16 protein-coding genes and 2 pseudogenes are annotated in these 18478 nt (G+C 64.9%); 9 read left to right on the top strand and 9 right to left on the bottom strand.

Annotated elements, in window-relative coordinates; all coding sequences use genetic code 11:
• Nucleotides 1–5 precede the first annotated feature (5 nt).
• Nucleotides 6–1454 (top strand): dihydrolipoyl dehydrogenase family protein, encoded by a 1449-nt coding sequence (locus tag ACZY0B_RS02190; RefSeq protein WP_463762295.1) that lies wholly within the window; start codon nucleotides 6–8, stop codon nucleotides 1452–1454.
• Nucleotides 1455–1471: 17 nt separating this feature from the next.
• On the top strand, nucleotides 1472–1939 hold the full coding sequence (locus ACZY0B_RS02185) for a cupin domain-containing protein (RefSeq protein WP_463762294.1): 468 nt from the start codon (nucleotides 1472–1474) through the stop codon (nucleotides 1937–1939).
• Here the strand turns inward: ACZY0B_RS02185 and ACZY0B_RS02180 are convergent.
• Nucleotides 1933–2331 carry a VOC family protein gene (locus tag ACZY0B_RS02180; RefSeq protein ID WP_463762293.1) on the bottom strand — a complete coding sequence of 133 codons (399 nt, stop codon included), beginning with the start codon at nucleotides 2329–2331 and terminating at the stop codon, nucleotides 1933–1935. The two genes, ACZY0B_RS02185 and ACZY0B_RS02180, sit on opposite strands and share 7 nt — an antisense overlap.
• A gap of 381 nt (nucleotides 2332–2712) precedes the next feature.
• On the opposite strand from ACZY0B_RS02180, the gene ACZY0B_RS02175 reads away from it, so the two are divergent.
• On the top strand, nucleotides 2713–3177 hold the full coding sequence (locus tag ACZY0B_RS02175) for a hypothetical protein (RefSeq protein ID WP_463762292.1): 465 nt from the start codon (nucleotides 2713–2715) through the stop codon (nucleotides 3175–3177).
• A 14-nt stretch (nucleotides 3178–3191) separates the two neighbouring features.
• Here the strand turns inward: ACZY0B_RS02175 and ACZY0B_RS02170 are convergent, their stop codons facing one another.
• Nucleotides 3192–4256, bottom strand: coding sequence for an NAD-dependent epimerase/dehydratase family protein (locus ACZY0B_RS02170; protein ID WP_463762291.1), 1065 nt, complete (start codon nucleotides 4254–4256; stop codon nucleotides 3192–3194).
• A gap of 143 nt (nucleotides 4257–4399) precedes the next feature.
• Between ACZY0B_RS02170 and ACZY0B_RS02165 the strand changes: the two genes are divergently transcribed.
• Nucleotides 4400–5206 carry a lysophospholipid acyltransferase family protein gene (locus ACZY0B_RS02165; protein WP_463762290.1) on the top strand — a complete coding sequence of 269 codons (807 nt, stop codon included), beginning with the start codon at nucleotides 4400–4402 and terminating at the stop codon, nucleotides 5204–5206.
• Between the two features lie 69 nt (nucleotides 5207–5275).
• Entirely contained in the window at nucleotides 5276–6697 is a 1422-nt protein-coding gene (locus ACZY0B_RS02160) for a WS/DGAT/MGAT family O-acyltransferase (RefSeq protein ID WP_463762289.1), read from the top strand.
• Here the strand turns inward: ACZY0B_RS02160 and purQ are convergent.
• From purQ to ACZY0B_RS02145, 3 genes and pseudogenes are all read right to left on the bottom strand, one after another.
• Nucleotides 6668–7342: a phosphoribosylformylglycinamidine synthase subunit PurQ gene (gene purQ, locus ACZY0B_RS02155; RefSeq protein ID WP_463762288.1), complete on the bottom strand. Its 675-nt coding sequence runs from the start codon at nucleotides 7340–7342 to the stop codon at nucleotides 6668–6670. The two genes, ACZY0B_RS02160 and purQ, sit on opposite strands and share 30 nt — an antisense overlap.
• Nucleotides 7339–7578: a phosphoribosylformylglycinamidine synthase subunit PurS gene (purS, locus tag ACZY0B_RS02150; RefSeq protein ID WP_108920465.1), complete on the bottom strand. Its 240-nt coding sequence runs from the start codon at nucleotides 7576–7578 to the stop codon at nucleotides 7339–7341. The genes purQ and purS overlap by 4 nt, the downstream gene beginning before the upstream one ends.
• A gap of 64 nt (nucleotides 7579–7642) precedes the next feature.
• Nucleotides 7643–8376, bottom strand: a pseudogene (locus ACZY0B_RS02145) (ATPase).
• Here ACZY0B_RS02145 and ACZY0B_RS02140 point away from each other — a divergent pair.
• Nucleotides 8353–8991 carry an MBL fold metallo-hydrolase gene (locus tag ACZY0B_RS02140; protein WP_463762287.1) on the top strand — a complete coding sequence of 213 codons (639 nt, stop codon included), beginning with the start codon at nucleotides 8353–8355 and terminating at the stop codon, nucleotides 8989–8991. The pseudogene ACZY0B_RS02145 and the gene ACZY0B_RS02140 sit on opposite strands and share 24 nt — an antisense overlap.
• 85 nt (nucleotides 8992–9076) lie before the next feature.
• Here the strand turns inward: ACZY0B_RS02140 and ACZY0B_RS02135 are convergent, their stop codons facing one another.
• Nucleotides 9077–10744, bottom strand: coding sequence for an FAD-binding dehydrogenase (locus ACZY0B_RS02135; protein WP_463762285.1), 1668 nt, complete (start codon nucleotides 10742–10744; stop codon nucleotides 9077–9079).
• A 50-nt stretch (nucleotides 10745–10794) separates the two neighbouring features.
• Entirely contained in the window at nucleotides 10795–11499 is a 705-nt protein-coding gene (locus ACZY0B_RS02130) for a DUF2334 domain-containing protein (protein WP_463762284.1), read from the bottom strand.
• A 230-nt stretch (nucleotides 11500–11729) separates the two neighbouring features.
• On the opposite strand from ACZY0B_RS02130, the gene ACZY0B_RS02125 reads away from it, so the two are divergent.
• The 3 genes and pseudogenes from ACZY0B_RS02125 to ACZY0B_RS02115 form a co-directional block, all read left to right on the top strand.
• Nucleotides 11730–13349, top strand: coding sequence for a DHA2 family efflux MFS transporter permease subunit (locus tag ACZY0B_RS02125; protein ID WP_463762282.1), 1620 nt, complete (start codon nucleotides 11730–11732; stop codon nucleotides 13347–13349).
• Nucleotides 13350–13561: 212 nt separating this feature from the next.
• A complete protein-coding gene (locus tag ACZY0B_RS02120; protein ID WP_463762281.1) occupies nucleotides 13562–15202 on the top strand; it encodes a DHA2 family efflux MFS transporter permease subunit in 1641 nt (546 codons plus the stop codon).
• A gap of 63 nt (nucleotides 15203–15265) precedes the next feature.
• Nucleotides 15266–15442 (top strand): annotated as a pseudogene (locus tag ACZY0B_RS02115) (DoxX family protein); the annotation flags it as partial.
• On the opposite strand, the gene ACZY0B_RS02110 reads toward ACZY0B_RS02115, so the two are convergent.
• Together ACZY0B_RS02110 and ACZY0B_RS02105 are read right to left on the bottom strand one after the other, a co-directional pair.
• On the bottom strand, nucleotides 15398–17533 hold the full coding sequence (locus ACZY0B_RS02110; protein WP_463762280.1) for a S9 family peptidase: 2136 nt from the start codon (nucleotides 17531–17533) through the stop codon (nucleotides 15398–15400). The pseudogene ACZY0B_RS02115 and the gene ACZY0B_RS02110 sit on opposite strands and share 45 nt — an antisense overlap.
• Nucleotides 17530–18423 carry a phosphoribosylaminoimidazolesuccinocarboxamide synthase gene (locus ACZY0B_RS02105; protein ID WP_463762279.1) on the bottom strand — a complete coding sequence of 298 codons (894 nt, stop codon included), beginning with the start codon at nucleotides 18421–18423 and terminating at the stop codon, nucleotides 17530–17532. The genes ACZY0B_RS02110 and ACZY0B_RS02105 overlap by 4 nt, the downstream gene beginning before the upstream one ends.
• Nucleotides 18424–18478 lie beyond the last annotated feature (55 nt).

Raw genomic sequence — 18478 nt, 5'->3', positions numbered from 1 at the left:
GAACTATGTTGTCCAGCAACGAAGTCGACGTAGTGATACTCGGCGCAGGTCCGATCGGACAAAATGCCGCGGAGCGCGCCCGGGCCGCGGGCCTGCGGGTCGCGGTCGTCGAACGCGAGTTGGTCGGCGGCGAATGTTCGTATTGGGCCTGTGTCCCCAGCAAGGCGCTGCTGCGCCCGGTCCTCGCCCTGTCCGACGTGCGGCGCGTCGACGGCGCGCGTGAGGCGGTCACCGGGTCGATCGACTCCGCCGGTGTATTCGGCCGTCGCAACCGCTATGTGAGCAACTGGGACGACACCGGTCAGGCCGACTGGGTGGCCGGAATCGGAGCAACGCTGGTGCGCGGGCACGGCCGGTTGAATGGTGTCCGGCGGGTCACCGTTTCGACGGCAAGCGGTGAGGAAGTCACACTCCGTGCCCGGCATGCGGTGGTTGTCTGTACCGGGAGCCGGGCCGCGCTGCCCGACGTGCCCGGCGTCGCCGAGGCCCGACCATGGACTAACCGTCAAGCAACTGACAGCAGCTGCGTCCCGGGCCGCCTCGCGGTTGTCGGAGCCGGCGGAGTCGGGGTCGAAATGGCGACGGCATGGCAGGGATTGGGGTCCTCCGTGACGCTGCTGGTGCGTGGGTCCGGCCTGTTGCCACGGATGGAACCCTTTGTGGGCGAGTTCATCGGGCGCGGGCTCATCGACGCGGGTGTGGATGTGCGCATGGGTGTCTCGGTGCGGGCGCTGCGCCGGCCCGAGCCGGATGGACCGGTGACCGTCGAACTGGACGACGGCGGCGAATTACAGTTTGACGAAGTACTTTTCGCGACGGGCCGGGCGCCGCTGACGGACGATATCGGCTTGGACACGGTGGGGTTGGCCCCGGGAAGCTGGCTTGACATCGACGACACCTGCCGGGTGAAAGCCGTCGAGGATGATTGGCTCTATGCGGCGGGTGACGTCAATCAGCGGGCGTTGTTGACCCATCAGGGCAAGTATCAGGGACGCATTGCCGGCGCGGCGATCGGGGCCCGCGCCGCCGGAACGCCGCTGGACACCGAGCCCTGGGGCGCGCATGTCACAACGGCTGATCACCATGCAGTGCCGCAGGCGTTCTTCACCGATCCCGAGGCAGCAGCCGTCGGAATGACGGCTGCGCAGGCTATGCAGACCGGTCATCGGGTGCGCATTGTGGACATCGAGATCGGTGATGTCGTCATGGGGGCCAAGCTGTATGCCGACGGCTACAGCGGCCGGGCGCGTATGGTGGTCGATGAGGATCAGCGCTATCTGCTCGGTGTGACTTTGGTCGGTCCGGGTGCCACCGAGATGTTGCACTCGGCCACCGTCGCCGTCGCCGGCCAGGTTCCCGTCGCTCGGTTGTGGCACGCGGTGCCGTGCTTCCCGACGATCAGTGAGCTGTGGCTGAGACTCCTTGAGGCCTACCGAGATTCGGGCGAACGATAGTTGCGAGAGGGGAGCGAGTGGCCACCGCCGACGGATTTCACCCTGATTTCGCCGACGCCGAACAGCAGGTGACGCGGAGCCGGGTACACCACATCAAGGCGTCGGACATCAGCTCCGACACCGCGCAATCGGAAGGACTGCGGCGGTTTGCGGCGCTGAGCGGCAAGTCGGTCGGCGCCGAGAAACTGTGGATGGGTGAGACCCACGCGTTACCGGCAACCGTCTCGTCCAACCATCATCACGGCGAATCTGAGACCGCGATCTATGTGCGAAGCGGCCACCCGGAGTTCGTGTTTCACGACGGTACCCAAGAAGTTCGCATCGTGGCCGCGCCCGGTGATTACGTCTTCATCCCGCCGTATCTGCCGCACCGGGAAGAGAACCCCGACCCGAAGACGATTGCGGAAGTCGTGATCGCGCGCAGCAGCCAGGAGGCCATCGTGGTCAACCTGCCCGGGCTGCATCCGCTCGAAAGCGGTCAGTAGACGGCGATTTCGACGAGGTTGCCGTCGACGTCCCGGCAGTAGTGCGAGGTCATCGGCCCCAGAGCACCGGTCTTGGTCACCGGCCCCGCGGTGATCTCGACTCCGCAGGCTTGCAGGTGGGCACGGACCTCGTCGGGACTGGATTCGGTGATGAAGCACAGGTCTTCGGAACCCGCCGCTTCCACCGACCCGGTGACCCAATCGGGGTCGTCGGCCAGCGCGCCGAGGGGTCGCAGGTTGATCTTCTGATTTCCGAAGCTCAGCGCAGTTCTGTTGGCCGGGCCAAACGTCTCGCGCTTCATGCCGAGGACACGCTCGTACCACGTCGCGGTGGCCTCAACATTGTCGCAATTGACCACAATATGGTCGAACCGTTGCACCGCGAACTCCATCTCCGCCCTCCTGGCGTTTACATCGGCCGCATTCTCGTCGAGGGGCCGCTGGTAAGCGGCCGGCCGACCACTCGAGCGTCACAGCTGAAGGCTAGCGCGAACAATCGACGAGACCGCTGGTCTTCGCTCCGCGGTATGCAGAATGTCGCGGGCTGGTCGAACGTTCCGGTGCGTGTGCTTCCCTGAGAAAAACCGCCATGACCTGAGCGCGGCAACGGTTCGACCGTATTCCGTTGCTGGGCACTGAATCCATGGCGATACCGCTCGTCTGCCAGCGCGTGACCGGACCGTGACAAACTCAGCGAATTCTCACCAGATTCTTGGACGACGCATTGCTCGGTTCAAAGGCTGCATAAAGCCGCAGGCCTCATCATTTATTTCATGACGACTGAAGCGTTGTCCGCAAACCTGATCGAACGTTACCTGTGCACCCGCGGCAGCCGGTATTTCCGCGGCCAGCACGACGGCGAATTCTTCTACGTCGCCAACACCCGTCCGCGGCGGCTGCACGTCCACCTCGGGATCTCCCGTTGGCACGGGGACGAGTTCACGATTCAAGTCACTCCCGGCTGCTTCTTCCCCGCCGCCGACAGCACGGAGCTGGCGGAACATGCCGATGCGTGGAATCACGCCAACCGCGACGTCGTCGTGACCGTCCGCGGCTCCTCTGACCCCCAGCGGATCGGTGTCGTCGCGCGCAGCTCCCGGAAGATCCGCGAGCCCGTCGCCTTCGACGACTTCGCCACATACATCGACCACAGCATCGCCGCCGCGATCGAGTTCTTCGCCGACCTGGGCTCGGTTGCCGAGTGCGCGGCGCCGCCGTTGCTGCTGGACGCCGGCTGAGGGGCGCAGCGGCGTCAGTTCCCGTCGGGCCGGGGCTCACCGAATTCGGCCCGGATCGCGCCCCATGGGTCCGCATAGCCTGCGGGCGAATTCCGGTAGGCGTCACGGCGTTTGAGAAACTGGCGCGCGATCGGAGAGATCAGCCGCATGAGATAGCGCTGCCATCCCGCCGCCGCGCGCATCTCGGCCAGCATGGCCGGCCAGGGATGGCGCTGGAAACGCAAAGCCTGTTGCGCGCGTGCGGTATCCATCCAGTCCGTCACGTACCAGTCGTCTTCGCTGTCGGGGTCACCCGGCCGGCCCTCGGGCAGAACGTTCACCAGACCCCTGGTGGCCGCCAGCGCCTTGCCGACATCCGACTGCCGAAGCAGATGCGACTCGTCGCCCCCGATCAGCAGGACCTCACCGATCACATCCGCGGTCGTCGCACCCGACAACGCGACCGCTACGTCGCGGACATCGACGGTGTGAATACGTCCGTCGGTCGGCAACGCGCTTTCCAAGAAGGGTGCGTCCATGCTCAGCGGCATGGCACCCAGATCGACGCTCATCACACCGGCGAGACGCAGGATCACCCAGTCCAGACCCGAGGCCCGGACAAGCTGCTCGGCCTCGACCTTGTGGGCGCCGTAGAGGTCCGATGGTCGAACCGGGGTATCGGCGCGCAACCACTCGCGGTGCCGGCGCGGATTGCGGGAGCCGTGCACCGCGTTGCTCGAGGCCTGGATGAAACGGACCGGGCGCGGGCTTGCCTTCGCGGCGGTCAATAGTGCGGCGGTCGCGTCGACGTTGACCCGCCGGGCCAGTTTCGGGTGGCGATAGATCCCGGGTGGGATCATCGCGGCCAGATGGATGATCGCCGCCGGGGCCGTTTCGGCGACGAGGCGGTCGACCTCAGCCGGGTCGGTCAGGTCCGCCCAGTACGGCGCGGCTCCTGCGGGCAACGACCTGGCCGCCTTGCGCTGGGCAGACGTGCCGAGGTCGGTCGCGACCACCCGGTGGCCGTCGGCAACCAACTGACGCACGGTCTGCGAGCCGACCAACCCGAAACCACCAGTAACCAGAACATCTTCGGTCATTTCCCCCCCGATGCGTGGTCGCCCACAGCAAACGGATATGATATTCTCCCAAACAGAGAGTACCCTATGTCGCAAGCGGTGTGCCCGGGGGAACGGCTTCACGCTGGCAAATACTGGCAGGAACACGACCGCGGGGGAATTGCATGGGCAACGCTGAGGCAGAAAATCGCGAAGCCGCCAAATGGGATCCGGCGTTTACCGAACAGGTCAAGAACACGGTCGGCCCGGTGGTCAACCGCTGGTTTCGGGCCGAAGTGCGAAACGTCGAAAACATTCCGCCGGCCGGCGGGGCGCTGGTGGTGTCCAACCACTCGGGCGGCATCTTCACGCCCGACGTAATGATCTTCTCGTCGGCCTTCTACGACAAATTCGGGTACGACCGTCCGGTGTACACCCTGGCCCACTACGGCGTATTCATGGGGCCACTGGACGGCTGGCTGCGTCGAGTGGGGGTTATCGAAGCCAGTCGCGAAAATGCTGCCACCGCACTGCATTCGGGCGCGGTGGTGCTGGTTTTCCCGGGCGGTGACTACGACTCCTACCGGCCGACGTTGAGCGCGAACAACGTCGACTTCAACGGGCGCACCGGCTACGTGCGGACCGCCATCGAGGCCGGAGTGCCGATCGTGCCGACCGTCTCGATCGGCGGCCAGGAGACCCAGCTGTTCCTCACCCGCGGCAACTGGCTGGCCCGCAAACTGGGAATCACCAAAGCCCGCATGGACATTCTGCCGGTCAGCTTCGGCTTCCCGTTCGGCCTCAGCGTCATCTTCCCGCCGAACCTACCGCTGCCGTCCAAAATCGTCACCGAGGTGCTCGAGCCGATCGACATCGTCGCCCGGTTCGGGAAGGAACCCGACATCGACGACGTGGACGCACACGTGCGTTCGGTGATGGAAGCCGCGCTCAAGCGCCTGGCCGGCCAACGCCGGTTCCCCATTCTGGGCTGACCCGTAGCAAACACAGAATCACTGCGGCATGGTTTGTTTTCAGGTCGCGTCGACACGGCGAGGTGGCGTGTGAAAAGACTCAACGGCATGGACGCCATGCTGCTGTACAGCGAGACGCCCAACCTGCACACGCACACGCTGAAAGTGGCGATACTCGACCCGTCCGACTTCGACGGCGACTTCGACTTCGAGGCCTTCGGGCACCATGTGCGCCGTCGGCTGCATCTGCTAGAACCGTTGCGCTACAAGCTCGTCGACATCCCATGGCAGCTCCACCACCCGATGTGGCAAGAGGACTGCGACGTCGACCTGGATTACCACCTGCGACGCATGCAGGTGCCCGCCCCCGGTGGCCGGTGTGAACTGGACGAGGTCATCGGACGGGTGGCCTCCACACCGCTGGACCGCAGCCGCCCGCTGTGGGAGTTTCACTTCGCCGAAGGGCTGGCCGGCGGCCGCTTTGCCTTGATCGGCAAGGTGCACCACGCGTTGGCCGACGGCGTCGCCTCGGTCAACCTGCTGGCGCGCGCGATGGATCTCGAGGGCCCGGTGACCGACGAGCGCGACAACGACGAGGCGGGCATCCCCGTGACAAACGGCGATCTGCTGCGCGCGGCCGCGCGCGACCATGCGCGGCAAATCGCCGAGCTGCCCCGGCTGCTCAAAGACGCCGCGGTGGGAATGAGCCGGGTACGCCGCCGGTCCAAGGAGCGCGGGGATCACCCGGATCTGGCCGACGCGTTCGACGCACCATCGACGTTCCTCAACCACGTGGTGTCCCCGCAGCGGCGATTCGCGAGCACGACCCTGCCATTGGCCGGGGTCAAAGCGACCGCCAAGGCGTTGGGCATCACCGTCAACGACATGGTGTTGGCCATAGCCGCCGGCGGATTGCGCACGCTGTTGTTGGACTATGACGGCCAAGCCGAACGCCCAATCATTGCGTCGGTGCCCACCGCCACCGACAAATCGGATCGCGTCACCGGCAACGAGATCAGCGGCCTGATGATTTCGCTGCCGGTACACATCGCCGACCCCGCCGAGCGGGCGCGACTGGTCTCTTTGGCGACCCGGATCGCCAAAGAGGACCACGAAATCATGGGCCCGGAACTCTACGGGCGGATGATGGCCTATCTGCCGACAGCGTTCGCCCCGGCCGCGTTCCGCTGGCTCGGCCGTCACGACGTGCCGAACAAGCTGATGAACGTGGCGGTATCCAGCGTGATCGGACCGCGCGAGCGCGGGCATTTCGGCGGCGCCACGGTGACCGAGATCTACTCCACCGGCGTGCTCTCACCGGGCGCACCCGTCAATATCACGGTGTGGAGCTACGCCGACGGGCTCGGGATCGCGGTGCTCACCGACGACCAGACGTTCAAAGACCCGCATGAGGCGACCGAAGCCATGACCAAAGCATTCGCCGAATTACGCAGTGCCGCAGGAATTCCCGCGCAAAGTACGTCAGGCGGCGAGGACGGCGTCCAGCGCTGAATAGAACAACCCCAGACCGTCGTCGGAGGGGCCCGTCAAAGCTTCGATGGCATGCTCGGGGTGCGGCATCAACCCGACGACGCGGCCGTTGGCCGAGCTGATGCCGGCGATGCCGCGCATCGAGCCGTTGACGTTGTCGTGGTACCGAAACACCACCCGGCCCTCGCCCTCGAGTTCGTCGAGCACGTTCTCCGGTGCCACGTAGCGGCCCTCGCCCGATTTCAGCGGGACCAGCAGGTCGGCGTCTGCCTCGAAGCGCGAGGTCCACGCCGTCGAATTCGATGCCACCCGAAGCCACACGTCGCGGCAGATGAAGTGCAAACCCGCGTTGCGGGCCAGCACCCCGGGCAGCAGCCTGGTCTCACAAAGCACCTGAAAACCGTTGCAAATTCCCAATACCGGCAGACCGCGGCCCGCCGCGTACACCACCTCGGACATCACCGGGGCGAATCGGGCGATCGCACCGGCCCGCAGATAGTCGCCGTAGGAAAACCCACCCGGCACCACGACCGCGTCAACCGCCTTGAGGTCGGCGTCGGCGTGCCACAGGCTGACCGCCTCCGCACCGACGCGGCGCACCGCACGCGCGGCGTCCACGTCGTCCAGCGTCCCGGGAAAGGTGATAACGCCGATCCGCGCAGTCACAACACTTCCCGGCTGATCGTCCAGTCCTCGATCACGGTGTTGGCCAACAGCGATTCCGCGATCTCGGCGAGCGCGGTGTCGTCGACGGTGTCGTCGACTTCGAGCTCAAACCTCTTGCCCTGACGGACATCCGAAATCCCGGGATGTCCCAGCCGGCCCAGCGCGCCGACAATCGCCTGACCCTGCGGGTCGAGAATCTCCGCTTTGGGCATCACATGAACGATCACCCGCGCCACCGGCATTCCTCCTGTCGGATCTCTGTCGGCGCCAACTCTACCGGCGGCAAGTACCGGGTGCGGCTCACGGGCACGAGGCGATATACGCCTCGCACAGCGGCGCCGTCAGCGCGTCCAGGACCTGGTTGTCTGCCATCGACGGCCAGGGCACCTGCGGCGGGCCCGACGACCACAGCGTCAGCTCGCTGATCGTGCTGCTCGCGACGTGTGCGACCAGGTAGGTATGCATGATCACCGGCCCGCTGACGACGGCCGCCATTCGGTTCGGTTCGTCGGTGGTGATCGACGGCGACTGCGACGGCACCCCCTGCTGGCAGCCACGCAGCACCGCGACCGCATTGCCGAATACCGAGGCCGCGATCGAGCCTCCCCGGGCCGTGTCGCCGCGCCAGTGCACGATCTGGGCCTGCAGTTGCCATTGGCCGTCCGGGTGGACCACCGTCACGCGGGCCGCGACCGCCGAGGCGCGTGGGTCCTGGGCGAGTGGCTGCGTGCCACACAGCTCCTCGAACCGGAAACGTGGGCCCGCCCCGACCCCCGTCACCTGTACCGCCAGGCCCGCGAGAGCGGGCCAGTTGTATGTCGAGTTCAGCGGCACGGCGCGCTGCTGTATCCACGCGGTGGCCGGGATCTGGTCACAGACGGGCGGGCAGGTCTCCGGTTCGGCCGGTGCCGGGCCGACCAAGACAAGGGCGGCTACCAGGCCGCCCGCGACCACTATCGTCGCGAAAACTACCCGCACACGACCACCCCCGTCAGGGCAGAATCGTAAACATGCAACTGACGCATTTCGGGCATTCCTGCCTTCTTGCCGAGTTCGACCACACTAGCGTGCTCTTTGATCCCGGCACCTTCGCGCATGGTTTCGAAGGAATCACCGGGCTGGACGCCATCCTGATCACACACCAGCACCCGGATCATGTCGACCCGGCGCGATTGCCGGCGCTCATTGAGGCCAACCCCGGTGCCGCGCTTTACACCGACTCGCAAACCGCGGCCCAACTGGACGCGCCCTTCCAGACGGTTCACGCGGGCGACGAGCTGACGATCGGCGAATTGACGATTCGGGCGCTCGGCGGGCGACACGCGGTGATTCACCCCGAAATCCCTGTGATAGAGAACCTTTCGTATCTGGTAGGCGACGGCAACCACCGCGCCCGGTTGATGCACCCCGGCGACGCGTTGTTCGTGCCCGACGAGCCGGTGGATGTATTGGCCGCGCCGGCGGCAGCCCCGTGGATGAAGATCTCCGAGGCCATCGACTACCTGCGCGCGGTGGCTCCGACGCGCGCGGTACCCATCCATCAAGGCATCGTCGCTCCCGATGCGCGGGGTATCTACTACGGCCGTCTCACCGAGATGACCGACACCGACTTCCAGGTGTTGCCCGAAGAAAGTGGCGTCACCTTCTAGAGGCCGACGCATGCGCGAGCAGCCGCAGAATCGCACGATTTCGGGCCCAACGATGCGATTCTGTGTCTGCTCGCCCCCCATGTGGCTAGGTGATGTCGTCGGCGGCGCCGCGGCCGGCGGCCCGACCGCTGAAAATGCAGCCACCGAGGAACGTGCCCTCCAAGGCCCGGTAACCGTGCACGCCGCCACCGCCGAACCCGGCGACCTCGCCGGCCGCATAGAGCCCGGTCAGCGGGGTGCCGTCGTGCTTGAGAACTCGCCCACCCAGGTCAGTCTCGATACCGCCCAACGTCTTTCGCGTCAGGATGTGCAGCTTGACCGCGATCAACGGCCCGGCTTTCGGATCGGTCAACCGGTGCGGCGCCACCACCCGGCCCAGCCGGTCGCCCAGATATCCACGGGCAGCCCGGATCGCGGTGATCTGACCGTCTTTGCTGAACTTGTTGGCCACCTCGCGATCGCGGGCGGTGACCTCGGCCTCCACCGTCGCATAGTCCAGTGGAACCACATTGGGCAGCTTGTTCATGCCGGTTACCAACTCGCGCAACGAATCTGCTCTGACGAAGTCCACACCCCGATCGATGAAGGCCTGAACCGGTCCGGGCGGGCCGGAACTGGCCCGGTTACGCAGCAGCGCGCGCACGCTCTGCCCGGTCAGATCGGGGTTCTGCTCTTGCCCGGAAAGCGCGAATTCCTTCTCAATGATCTTGGCGTTGAGGATAAACCAGGTGTAGTCGTAGCCGGATTTGGTGATGTACTCGCAGGTGCCCAGCGTGTCGAAGCCGGGATAAAGCGGAACCGGCAACCGGTTGCCGGCCGCGTCCAGCCACAGCGAGGACGGCCCGGGAATGATCCTGATGCCGTGCAGCGGCCAGATCGGGTCGTAGTTGGTGATGCCCTCGGTGTAGTGCCACATGCGGTCGGGGTTGATCACCCGGGCCCCGGCCTGCTGGGAAATGCCGATCATCCTGCCGTCCACGTGGGCCGGCACCCCGCTCAGCATTTGCTCGGGCACGCGGCCCATCCGCGTTGGCCAGTTCTTGCGCACCAAATCGTGGTTGCCGCCGATGCCACCGCTGGTGACGAACACAGCGGACGCACGAAATTCGAATTGCCCCAGTGCCTTTCGTGACGAAGGCACGCCGCGCGATTCGGTCGTGGGCTCCAGCACGGTGCCCCGAACGCCGGTCACCGCGTCACCCTCGACGATCAATTCGTCGACTTGGTGACGGTGGGCGAAACGGACTGTCGAGCGATCGCGCAGCTGACGCGCGAAGATGTCGACCAGGGCCGGCCCGGTGCCCCAGGTGATGTGGAACCGCGGCACCGAGTTGCCATGCCCCTGTGCGTTGTAGCCGCCGCGCTCGGCCCAGCCGACCAACGGAAAGATCTTCAGACCCCGGTCACGCAGCCAGCTGCGCTTCTCCCCGGCCGCGAAATCCACGTAGGCGTGCGCCCACTGCCGTGGCCAGTAGTCCTCTTCCCGGTCGAAAGCCGCTGTGCCCAACCAGTCCTGCAATGCCAGCTCGTGGCTGTCCCGAATGCCCAGCCGCCGCTGCTCGGGGCTGTCGACAAAGAACAGACCACCGAACGACCAGAATGCCTGCCCACCGAGGTTGGCGCTGTTCTCCTGATCGAGAATGAGCACCCGTAAGCCGCGGTCCACCAACTCACAGGCGGCCACCAGGCCAGACAGTCCCGCCCCGACAATAATCGCGTCAGCGGCGAAGCCTGCCGCCGAAGAATCGCTCATGTCGCATCAGGGTAGTGCCCCGGACCAAGCGATTGATCTCGATGGCTTGGTCAGGCCGCGTCGAGAATCGCCTTGTTAGGTCGCCAGCGGTACACCGTCGGCGTGCACCCGTGCATCGACGCGAGGTCGACGGCGTCCAGCATCGCCTGCAGCGGACCCGGTTTGCGTAACTGACGGGCCGCGACCGCCACCCGCACGATGCCGTCGCGACGGGCGATCCGCTCGGCGGACAGCACCACCATGCGGCACCACCACGGCTCGGTGAGGAAACCCTCTCCGATGCCGAGTACGCGGGTGCGCACTGTGGTGTGGCGGACCAGATCGGTGATCCCATGTAGGTCAGCCAGAAGACGAAAACCATTGTTCGGTAATGCCGTAACCACACCGGGCGAGACGGTCCAGCCCGGGGCGGCGAAGAGCCGGGTACGTAGTCCGAGGTGTTCGAGCACCCGGTCGGCGGCCATCAGCCGAAGGTTGGCCTCGTGTGCCCGCAGGATGGCGAACTCACCACGCCGCTTCTTGGTCGCGGCGTCGTCGTAGCCGTGCAGCACGATGGCGTCGCCGCCGGCGCGCCGGGCAGTCAACCATTCGACGGTGCGCGGATCGTGGTCAAGCCGGTACTCGCCGGATAGGCGCGGAGCCACCAGCAGCGAAACAGGCACTTTGCGGGAATCCATTTGTGCGCAGAACGCCTCGACGTCGTCCAGGGTGCGCTCGCCTATCCCTGAGACCGAGACGATCAATTTTCCAGACACAACCGCATTTTGACGAGCGCAGGTTTCAGGATGGTGAAGGACACGCAGACGGCAGGCGTATATCGACGCGTATGCCAGATGTCACTCAAGGCTGGAATACGGCCTTCGCGCAACGGAGTTGGGCCGTCGGATCACAGCGCGGACGGCGCGACACGCCACCGGGCGACCGCCGCACACCGGCACGCCGATGGCAAACGCGTACCAGCGCCGGGTGGGGAAATCGGTTCGATATGCTAAGCAACGCCATGGAGAAGGCCCGTTCCGCAGCGGGTGACGCCGCGCTGCACACCGCACCCGCCGCGCTGTTGGGCGCCGAGGAACGTATTTATCCCGACAAACTCGACGCCCAGCTGTTGCGGATTTCCGGCGTTTGCCTGCTCGCCACGATCATGGCGATCCTGGACGTCACGGTCGTCACCGTCGCGCAACGCACCTTCATCGCCGAGTTCGGATCCAACCAGGCCGTCGTCGCGTGGACGATGACCGGCTACACACTCGGATTGGCGACCGTCATCCCACTGACCGGATGGGCAGCCGACCGGTTCGGCACCAAACGTCTCTTCATGGGCTCGGTGGTGGCCTTCATGCTGGGCTCACTGCTATGCGCGATAGCGTCAACCATCTTGCAGCTCATTATATTTCGCGTCGTGCAGGGCGTAAGTGGCGGCATGCTGATGCCGCTGGGGTTCATGATCATGACGCGCGAAGCGGGCCCCGGGCGACTCGGCCGGTTGATGTCGATTTTGAGCATCCCGATGCTGCTCGCCCCGATCGCCGGCCCAATCCTGGGCGGTTGGCTGATCGACACCTCCAGTTGGAGATGGATCTTTTTGATCAACCTGCCGGTCGGGCTGGCCGCATTCGTCGCCGCGGGCATTGTGTTCCCCAGAGATCACCCCGCCCGGTCGGAAACGTTCGACGTCATCGGCGGACTGCTGCTCTCGCCCGGACTGGCGACGTTCCTGTTCGCGGTGTCGTCGGTCCCGCGCTACGGGACGGTAGCCGATCGGCGCGTCTTGATCCCCGCGGCAATAGGCTTGGCGCTGATCGCCGCGTTCGTCGTGCACGCGTTGCGCCGCGCGGATCACCCGCTCATCGACCTGCATCTGTTCGAAAACCCTGTGCTCACCCGGGCCAATGTGACGATGCTGCTGTTCGCCGCCGCGTTCTTCGGCGCGGGTCTGCTGCTCCCGAGCTATTTCCAGCAGGTGCTGCACCAGACGCCGATGCAAGCCGGAGTGCACTTGATCCCGCAGGGGCTCGGCGCCATGCTGACCATGCGGCTGGCCGGTCCGCTCGTGGACAGGCAGGGACCGGGCAAGTTCGTGCTGGTCGGTATCGCGCTGATCATCGGGGGCCTGGGCACGTTCGCTTTCGGTGTGGCCAGGCACGCCGGGTATGCACCCACCCTGCTGATCGCGCTGGCGATCATGGGCCTGGGGATGGGTTGCACCATGATGCCGCTCTCAGTGGCAACGGTGCAGGCATTGGCGCCGCATCAGATCGCCCGCGGTACAACGCTGATGAGCGTCAGCCATCAGGTGGGCGGGTCGGTGGGAACCGCGCTGATGGCGATGATCCTGACCAAGCAATTCGACCGGAGCGAAGACATCGTCGCGGCAAACAAGCTTGCGGCGCTACAGCAGAAGGCCGCAGTCAGCGGCGTTCCGATTGATCCGTCACAAATACCACACCAGTCACTCACCCCCGGCTTTTCCGCTAATCTGCTGCACGACCTTTCGCACGCCTATACATCCGTATTCGTGGTCGCGGTGATTTTGGTGGCATTTACCATCATCCCGGCGTCATTTCTGCCAAAAAAGCCGGCGATTCAAACAGTCGCCGAATAGCCGCGATTTCTCCCTGAACAGCACCGTTGCAGTCTGCGCGCGGTGTCGTAGAAATGATCTCGAGCATTCATTCGTCAGGTGTCGAGAAGACGACGGGTGCGCGCACATCGCAAGCCGCTGACGCGTCGACAAGCGTTTTTGCCTGGAAATTACATATTGGGAATACCGGCAAAGCCACAAAATCGCGGGGCCGTCTCGATATGCTCGGCCGCATGCTCAGCGACGCCCTGGAAGAAGCGCGTTCCGCAGCTCCCAACGTCGCGGTGCCCATCGGTTCCACCGGACATAGGGCTGCGGGCGGTCGTGACTATCCCGACAAGGTCGACGCCAAGCTGCTGCGTACCGTCTTCGTGTGCGGGCTGGCCTGCGTGATGGCGATTCTGGACAGCACGGTCGTCGCGGTCGCACAAGGCACCTTCGTCACTCATTTCAATTCCACCCAGGCGGTCGTCTCCTGGACGGTCGCCGGCTACATGCTGGCGTTTGCGACCGTGATCCCTATAACCGGCTGGGCGGCGGATAGGTTCGGCACCAAACGGCTCTTCATGGGTTCGGTCCTGCTGTTCATGCTGGGCTCGCTGCTGTGCGCGATATCGCCAACCATCATGCTGCTCATCATCTTTCGGGTCATACAAGGTGTCGGCGGCGGCATGCTGATGCCGCTGAGCTTCGTGATCCTGACTCACGAGGCGGGCCCGAAGCGGGTTGGCCGCTTGATGGCGATCGGGGGAATCCCGATCCTGCTCGGTCCGATCGGTGGGCCGATCCTGGGCGGCTGGCTGGTCGGCGCCTACGGCTGGGAGTGGATTTTCCTGATCAATCTGCCGATCGGGCTGATCGCGTTGGTGCTCGCCGCAATCACCTTTCCCAAAGATCGCCCGGCCCCGGCGGAAGCACTCGACATCGTCAGCGTGCTGCTATTGCCGCCCGGCGTCACGCTGTTCCTGGCCGGAGTGTCGTCCATCCCGGCGCGGGGCACGGTCGTCGACCACGTCGTGTTGGTACCGACGATCACCGGGCTGGCGCTGATAGCCGCATTCGTCTTCCATTCCTTTCGCACCGACCACCCGCTCATCGACCTGCGGCTTTTCCACAACCGCGTGGTCACAAACGCCAATCTGGCCCTGCTGGTATTCGGCGCGCCTTTTATCGGGATCGGGCTGCTGATCCCGAGCTACTTCCAACTCGTGATGCACCAAACACCGATGCAGTCCGGGATGCATTTGGTGCCGGTCGGTCTCGGTGCCGTCATTACGATGCCGCTCGCCGGGGCGTTCATGGACAAGCACGGACCCGGCAAAATTGTGCTGATCGGCCTCCCGGTGATGACGGCGGGTCTGGGCATCTTCACCTATGGCGTCGCGACGCAGGCCAGCTATAAGCCAATACTGCTGATCGGACTTGCCGTCATGGGCCTGGGTATCGGCTGCACCACGACGCCGCTGTCCGCGGCGGTCCTGCAGTCGCTGGCCCCGCATCAGGTCGCGCGAGGCACCACGCTGGTGACCGTCAACCAGCAGGTGAGCGGATCGATAGGGGCCGCGCTGATGGCGGTGGTCTTGACCCACTTGTTCAATCACAACCAAGCCCTGGTCACAGCGAACAAGATGGTCGCAGCGCAACAACAAGCCAGCGGGCATCCTGTGCCGGTTGAGGCTTCGGCATCCTCGTGGAAAGCCCTTGGCCCCGATTTCGCGAATAGCGTGACGCATGCCTTCTCACACGCCTACACGGCGGTGTTCGTGGTGGCCGTCGCGTTGCTGGCGTTGACGATCATCCCGGCATCGTTTCTGCCGACGAAACGGCCGGAGCCAGAAGTAGACCCGGAACCCGCCGAGGCACTGGCTGACTGATCCGGGTTATTTTTCGAAGAGCGTCGTGGCGATCCGCATCGTGACCGGGATCGCGCATTTTGCGCCGCGGGGCTGCTGCTTCCCGCCACCCGGGCCGCGGCGGCCGGGTGCCTGCTGCTACTGATGCTGGCCATGTTCCCGGCCAACGTCTACGCGTCCCGGATGCCCAATCCGCCAAAGTCGATGACGACGCGGCTACCCCTGCCCGCCGCCGTAACGGTTGCCGGCGGCAGCTGCTAGCAGCCACGCATATTGGAATGCGGTTTCCTGCCAACCCCGGTAGCGACCACTGACGCCACCATGGCCCGCCGCCATCTGTGTCTTGAGCAGCACCGGGTTGCCGCCTGCGTTGGCATGCCGCAACGCGGCAACCCACTTGGCCGGCTCCACGTAGTAGACCCTGGTGTCGTTCAACGACGTCATCGCCAGGATGGCGGGATAATTCTTGGTCTCGACGTTCTCGTAGGGCGAATATGATTTCATGTATGCGTAGACTTCGCTGTCGCTCAAGGGATTTCCCCATTCGTCCCACTCGGTGACGGTCAACGGCAACGAGGGATCCAGAATCGTGGTCAGCGGGTCGACGAACGGGACCTGGGCGAGAATTCCGGCGAACAGATCCGGGGCCAGGTTGGCCACCGCACCCATCAGCAGCCCGCCCGCACTGCCGCCCAATGCGACGAGCTGATGTGGGCGCGTCACTCCCGCGTCCACCAAATGCTGTGCCGCCGCGACGAAGTCGGTAAATGTGTTCTTCTTTTCCAGCAGTTTTCCGTGCTCGTACCACAGCCGGCCCATCTCTCCCCCGCCGCGGACGTGGGCGATGGCGAACACCATGCCCCGGTCCAGTAACGACAACCGCGCGATGGAAAAGGTTGGATCTGTGCATATCTCGTAGGCGCCGTAGCCGTAGATGAGTGTGGGCGCCGGAAATTCGAGGCCGGCACGGTGCACGATCGACACCGGGACCCGGGTGCCGTCGGCGGCGAGTGCCCAGTCGCGCCGTTCGACGTAGTCGGTTTGGCGGTAGTCACCGAGCACCGGCTGTTCACGGAGCAGGGTGCGCTCACCGGTGCCCAGGTCGATGTCGTAGACCCGCAACGGCGTGACGAGAGACCCGGCCCTGATCCGCAGCTTGGGCGAGACCCAGTTCGGATTGGCGCCCAGGCCCGACGACATCAGCTCCGAATCGAACGCGATCTCCTCGGGCTCCGTGTAGTCGCCGTCGGAACCGATGGGCCACAACTGGATTCGTGGCAATGCCGCCCGCCGGTAGCTGATCACCAGATGACCGGCAAAGGCATCCGCAGCTTCGAGCCGCACATCATCGCGATGCGGAATCAGGGTGCGTTGCTGCGTGGGATCGCTGACCGGCGCTTCGGTGAGCGTGAAGTTCACCGCACCGTCGTTGTGCAGGATCAGGAATCTGTCCTGTCCTCCGACCACCGCGTGCTCCACCGAGTATTCGATACCTTCTCGGCGTGGCAGCACGACAGTGAACTCAGCCTGCGGGTCGGCGGCGGCGGCGTAGCGGACCTCGGAGGTGATGGACGAACCTGAGGCGATGAAGACGTACGCCTCGCTTCGGCTCAGACCTGCCCCGAGCCAGAACCGTTCGTCGGCTTCGTGATACACCAATTCCGACGGGTCCCCGGAGCCCAGCCGATAGCGCCACACTTTGTCCGGGCGGTGGGCGTCGTCCAGGGTGAGGTAGTACACGGTGCGGTTGTCGGCCGCCCACGTCACCCCGCCCGCGATGTCGGCGATCTCGTCGGGGTATTTCTCGCCGGTGCGTAAGTCTTTGAACCGCAGCGTGTACCGTTCATCACCGATGATGTCGACGGAGTAAGCCAACAGATTGGCATCCAGGCTGACCAGCGCGGCGCCGAGGGCGAAGAAGTCATGTCCGTCCGCCTCTTCGTTCGAATCGAGCAGAATCTCCTCGCCCGGTATTTCGGTGTTCTCGTCCAGAACCGGCGGGTCCCAGTCATCGGAATTTGTTACCGGGCAACGGCACTGGACGCGGTATTGCTTTCCTTCGAAGGTGCGCGAGTAGTACCACCAGTCGCCCTGCCTGGTCGGCACCGACAGATCGGTTTCCTTGGTGCGTGCCTTGATCTCGTCGAAAATCTTTTGCCGCAACGGTTCAAGGTGCGCGAGGCTCTGGTCGACGTAGTCGTTTTCGGCCTCGAGGTAGGCGATGACTTCGGGGTTCGACTTGTCGCGCAGCCACTCGTACGGATCGATGAACACGTCGCCGTGATGCTCACGTATGGTCTCGACTCGTTTGGCTACCGGTGGTGACGGGGTTTGGGTGTCGGACCCCGTCATGCGCTCGGGCCGATCCAGTCGCCGAAGCTCAAACCGGAAATCCGTTCGTAGGCATTGATATAACGGTCGCGAGTGGCGGCGATGATGTCATCCGGCAGCGGCGGTGGGGGATCCGAGCCGTAGCGGTCCCAGCCGGATTCGGGGCTGGTCAGCCAATTGCGGACGAACTGCTTGTCGAAACTGGTTTGAACAACCCCCACGCGGTAATCCTCGGCAGGCCAGTACCGCGAGGAGTCGGGGGTGAAGATCTCGTCGGCCAGCAGCAGATTGCCGTCGCGGTCGGTGCCGAATTCGAACTTGGTGTCGGCGATGATGATTCCAGTCGTCAACGCATGATCGGCGGCCTGGACATAGATCTGCAGCGTGCGGTCGCGCAGTTGGTTGGCGGCTACCGCGCCCACCAACTCGATCACCCGGTTAAAGGCGATGTTCTCGTCGTGGTCACCCAACGCGGCCTTGGTCGCCGGAGTGAACAGCGGCTCGGCGAACTTGCTGGCCTCGACCAGACCAGGCGGCAGCGTGATGCCGCAGACCTTGCCGGTCGCCTGATAGTCCAGCAGTCCCGAGCCGGTCAGATAACCGCGGGCCACACACTCCACCGGCATCATCTCCAGCTGGCGCACCACCAGAGCGCGACCCAGCACCTCGTCGGGGATGCGTGGGTCGTCGGGCGCCCCGGCCAGATGGTTGGGCGCGTCGACGAGGCCGAAGAAGAACACGCTCATCGCGGTCAGGATGCGGCCTTTGTCCGGGATTGTGCTGTCCAAGACGAAGTCGTACGCCGAGATCCGGTCGCTGGCGACCAGCAACAGGTGCTCCTCGTCGACGCGGTAAAGCTCGCGGACCTTGCCGCTGGCCACATGCTGGTAGTCGGACAGTGCAGGGCGCATCGGGCCAGCCTATCGGGAAGCCCACCCCGGGCCGGGAGCTGTGCTGGGATCAAGG

This window comes from Mycobacterium sp. IDUB_19, assembly GCF_055419445.1.
This window is presented reverse-complemented; position numbering and strand designations above follow the sequence as displayed.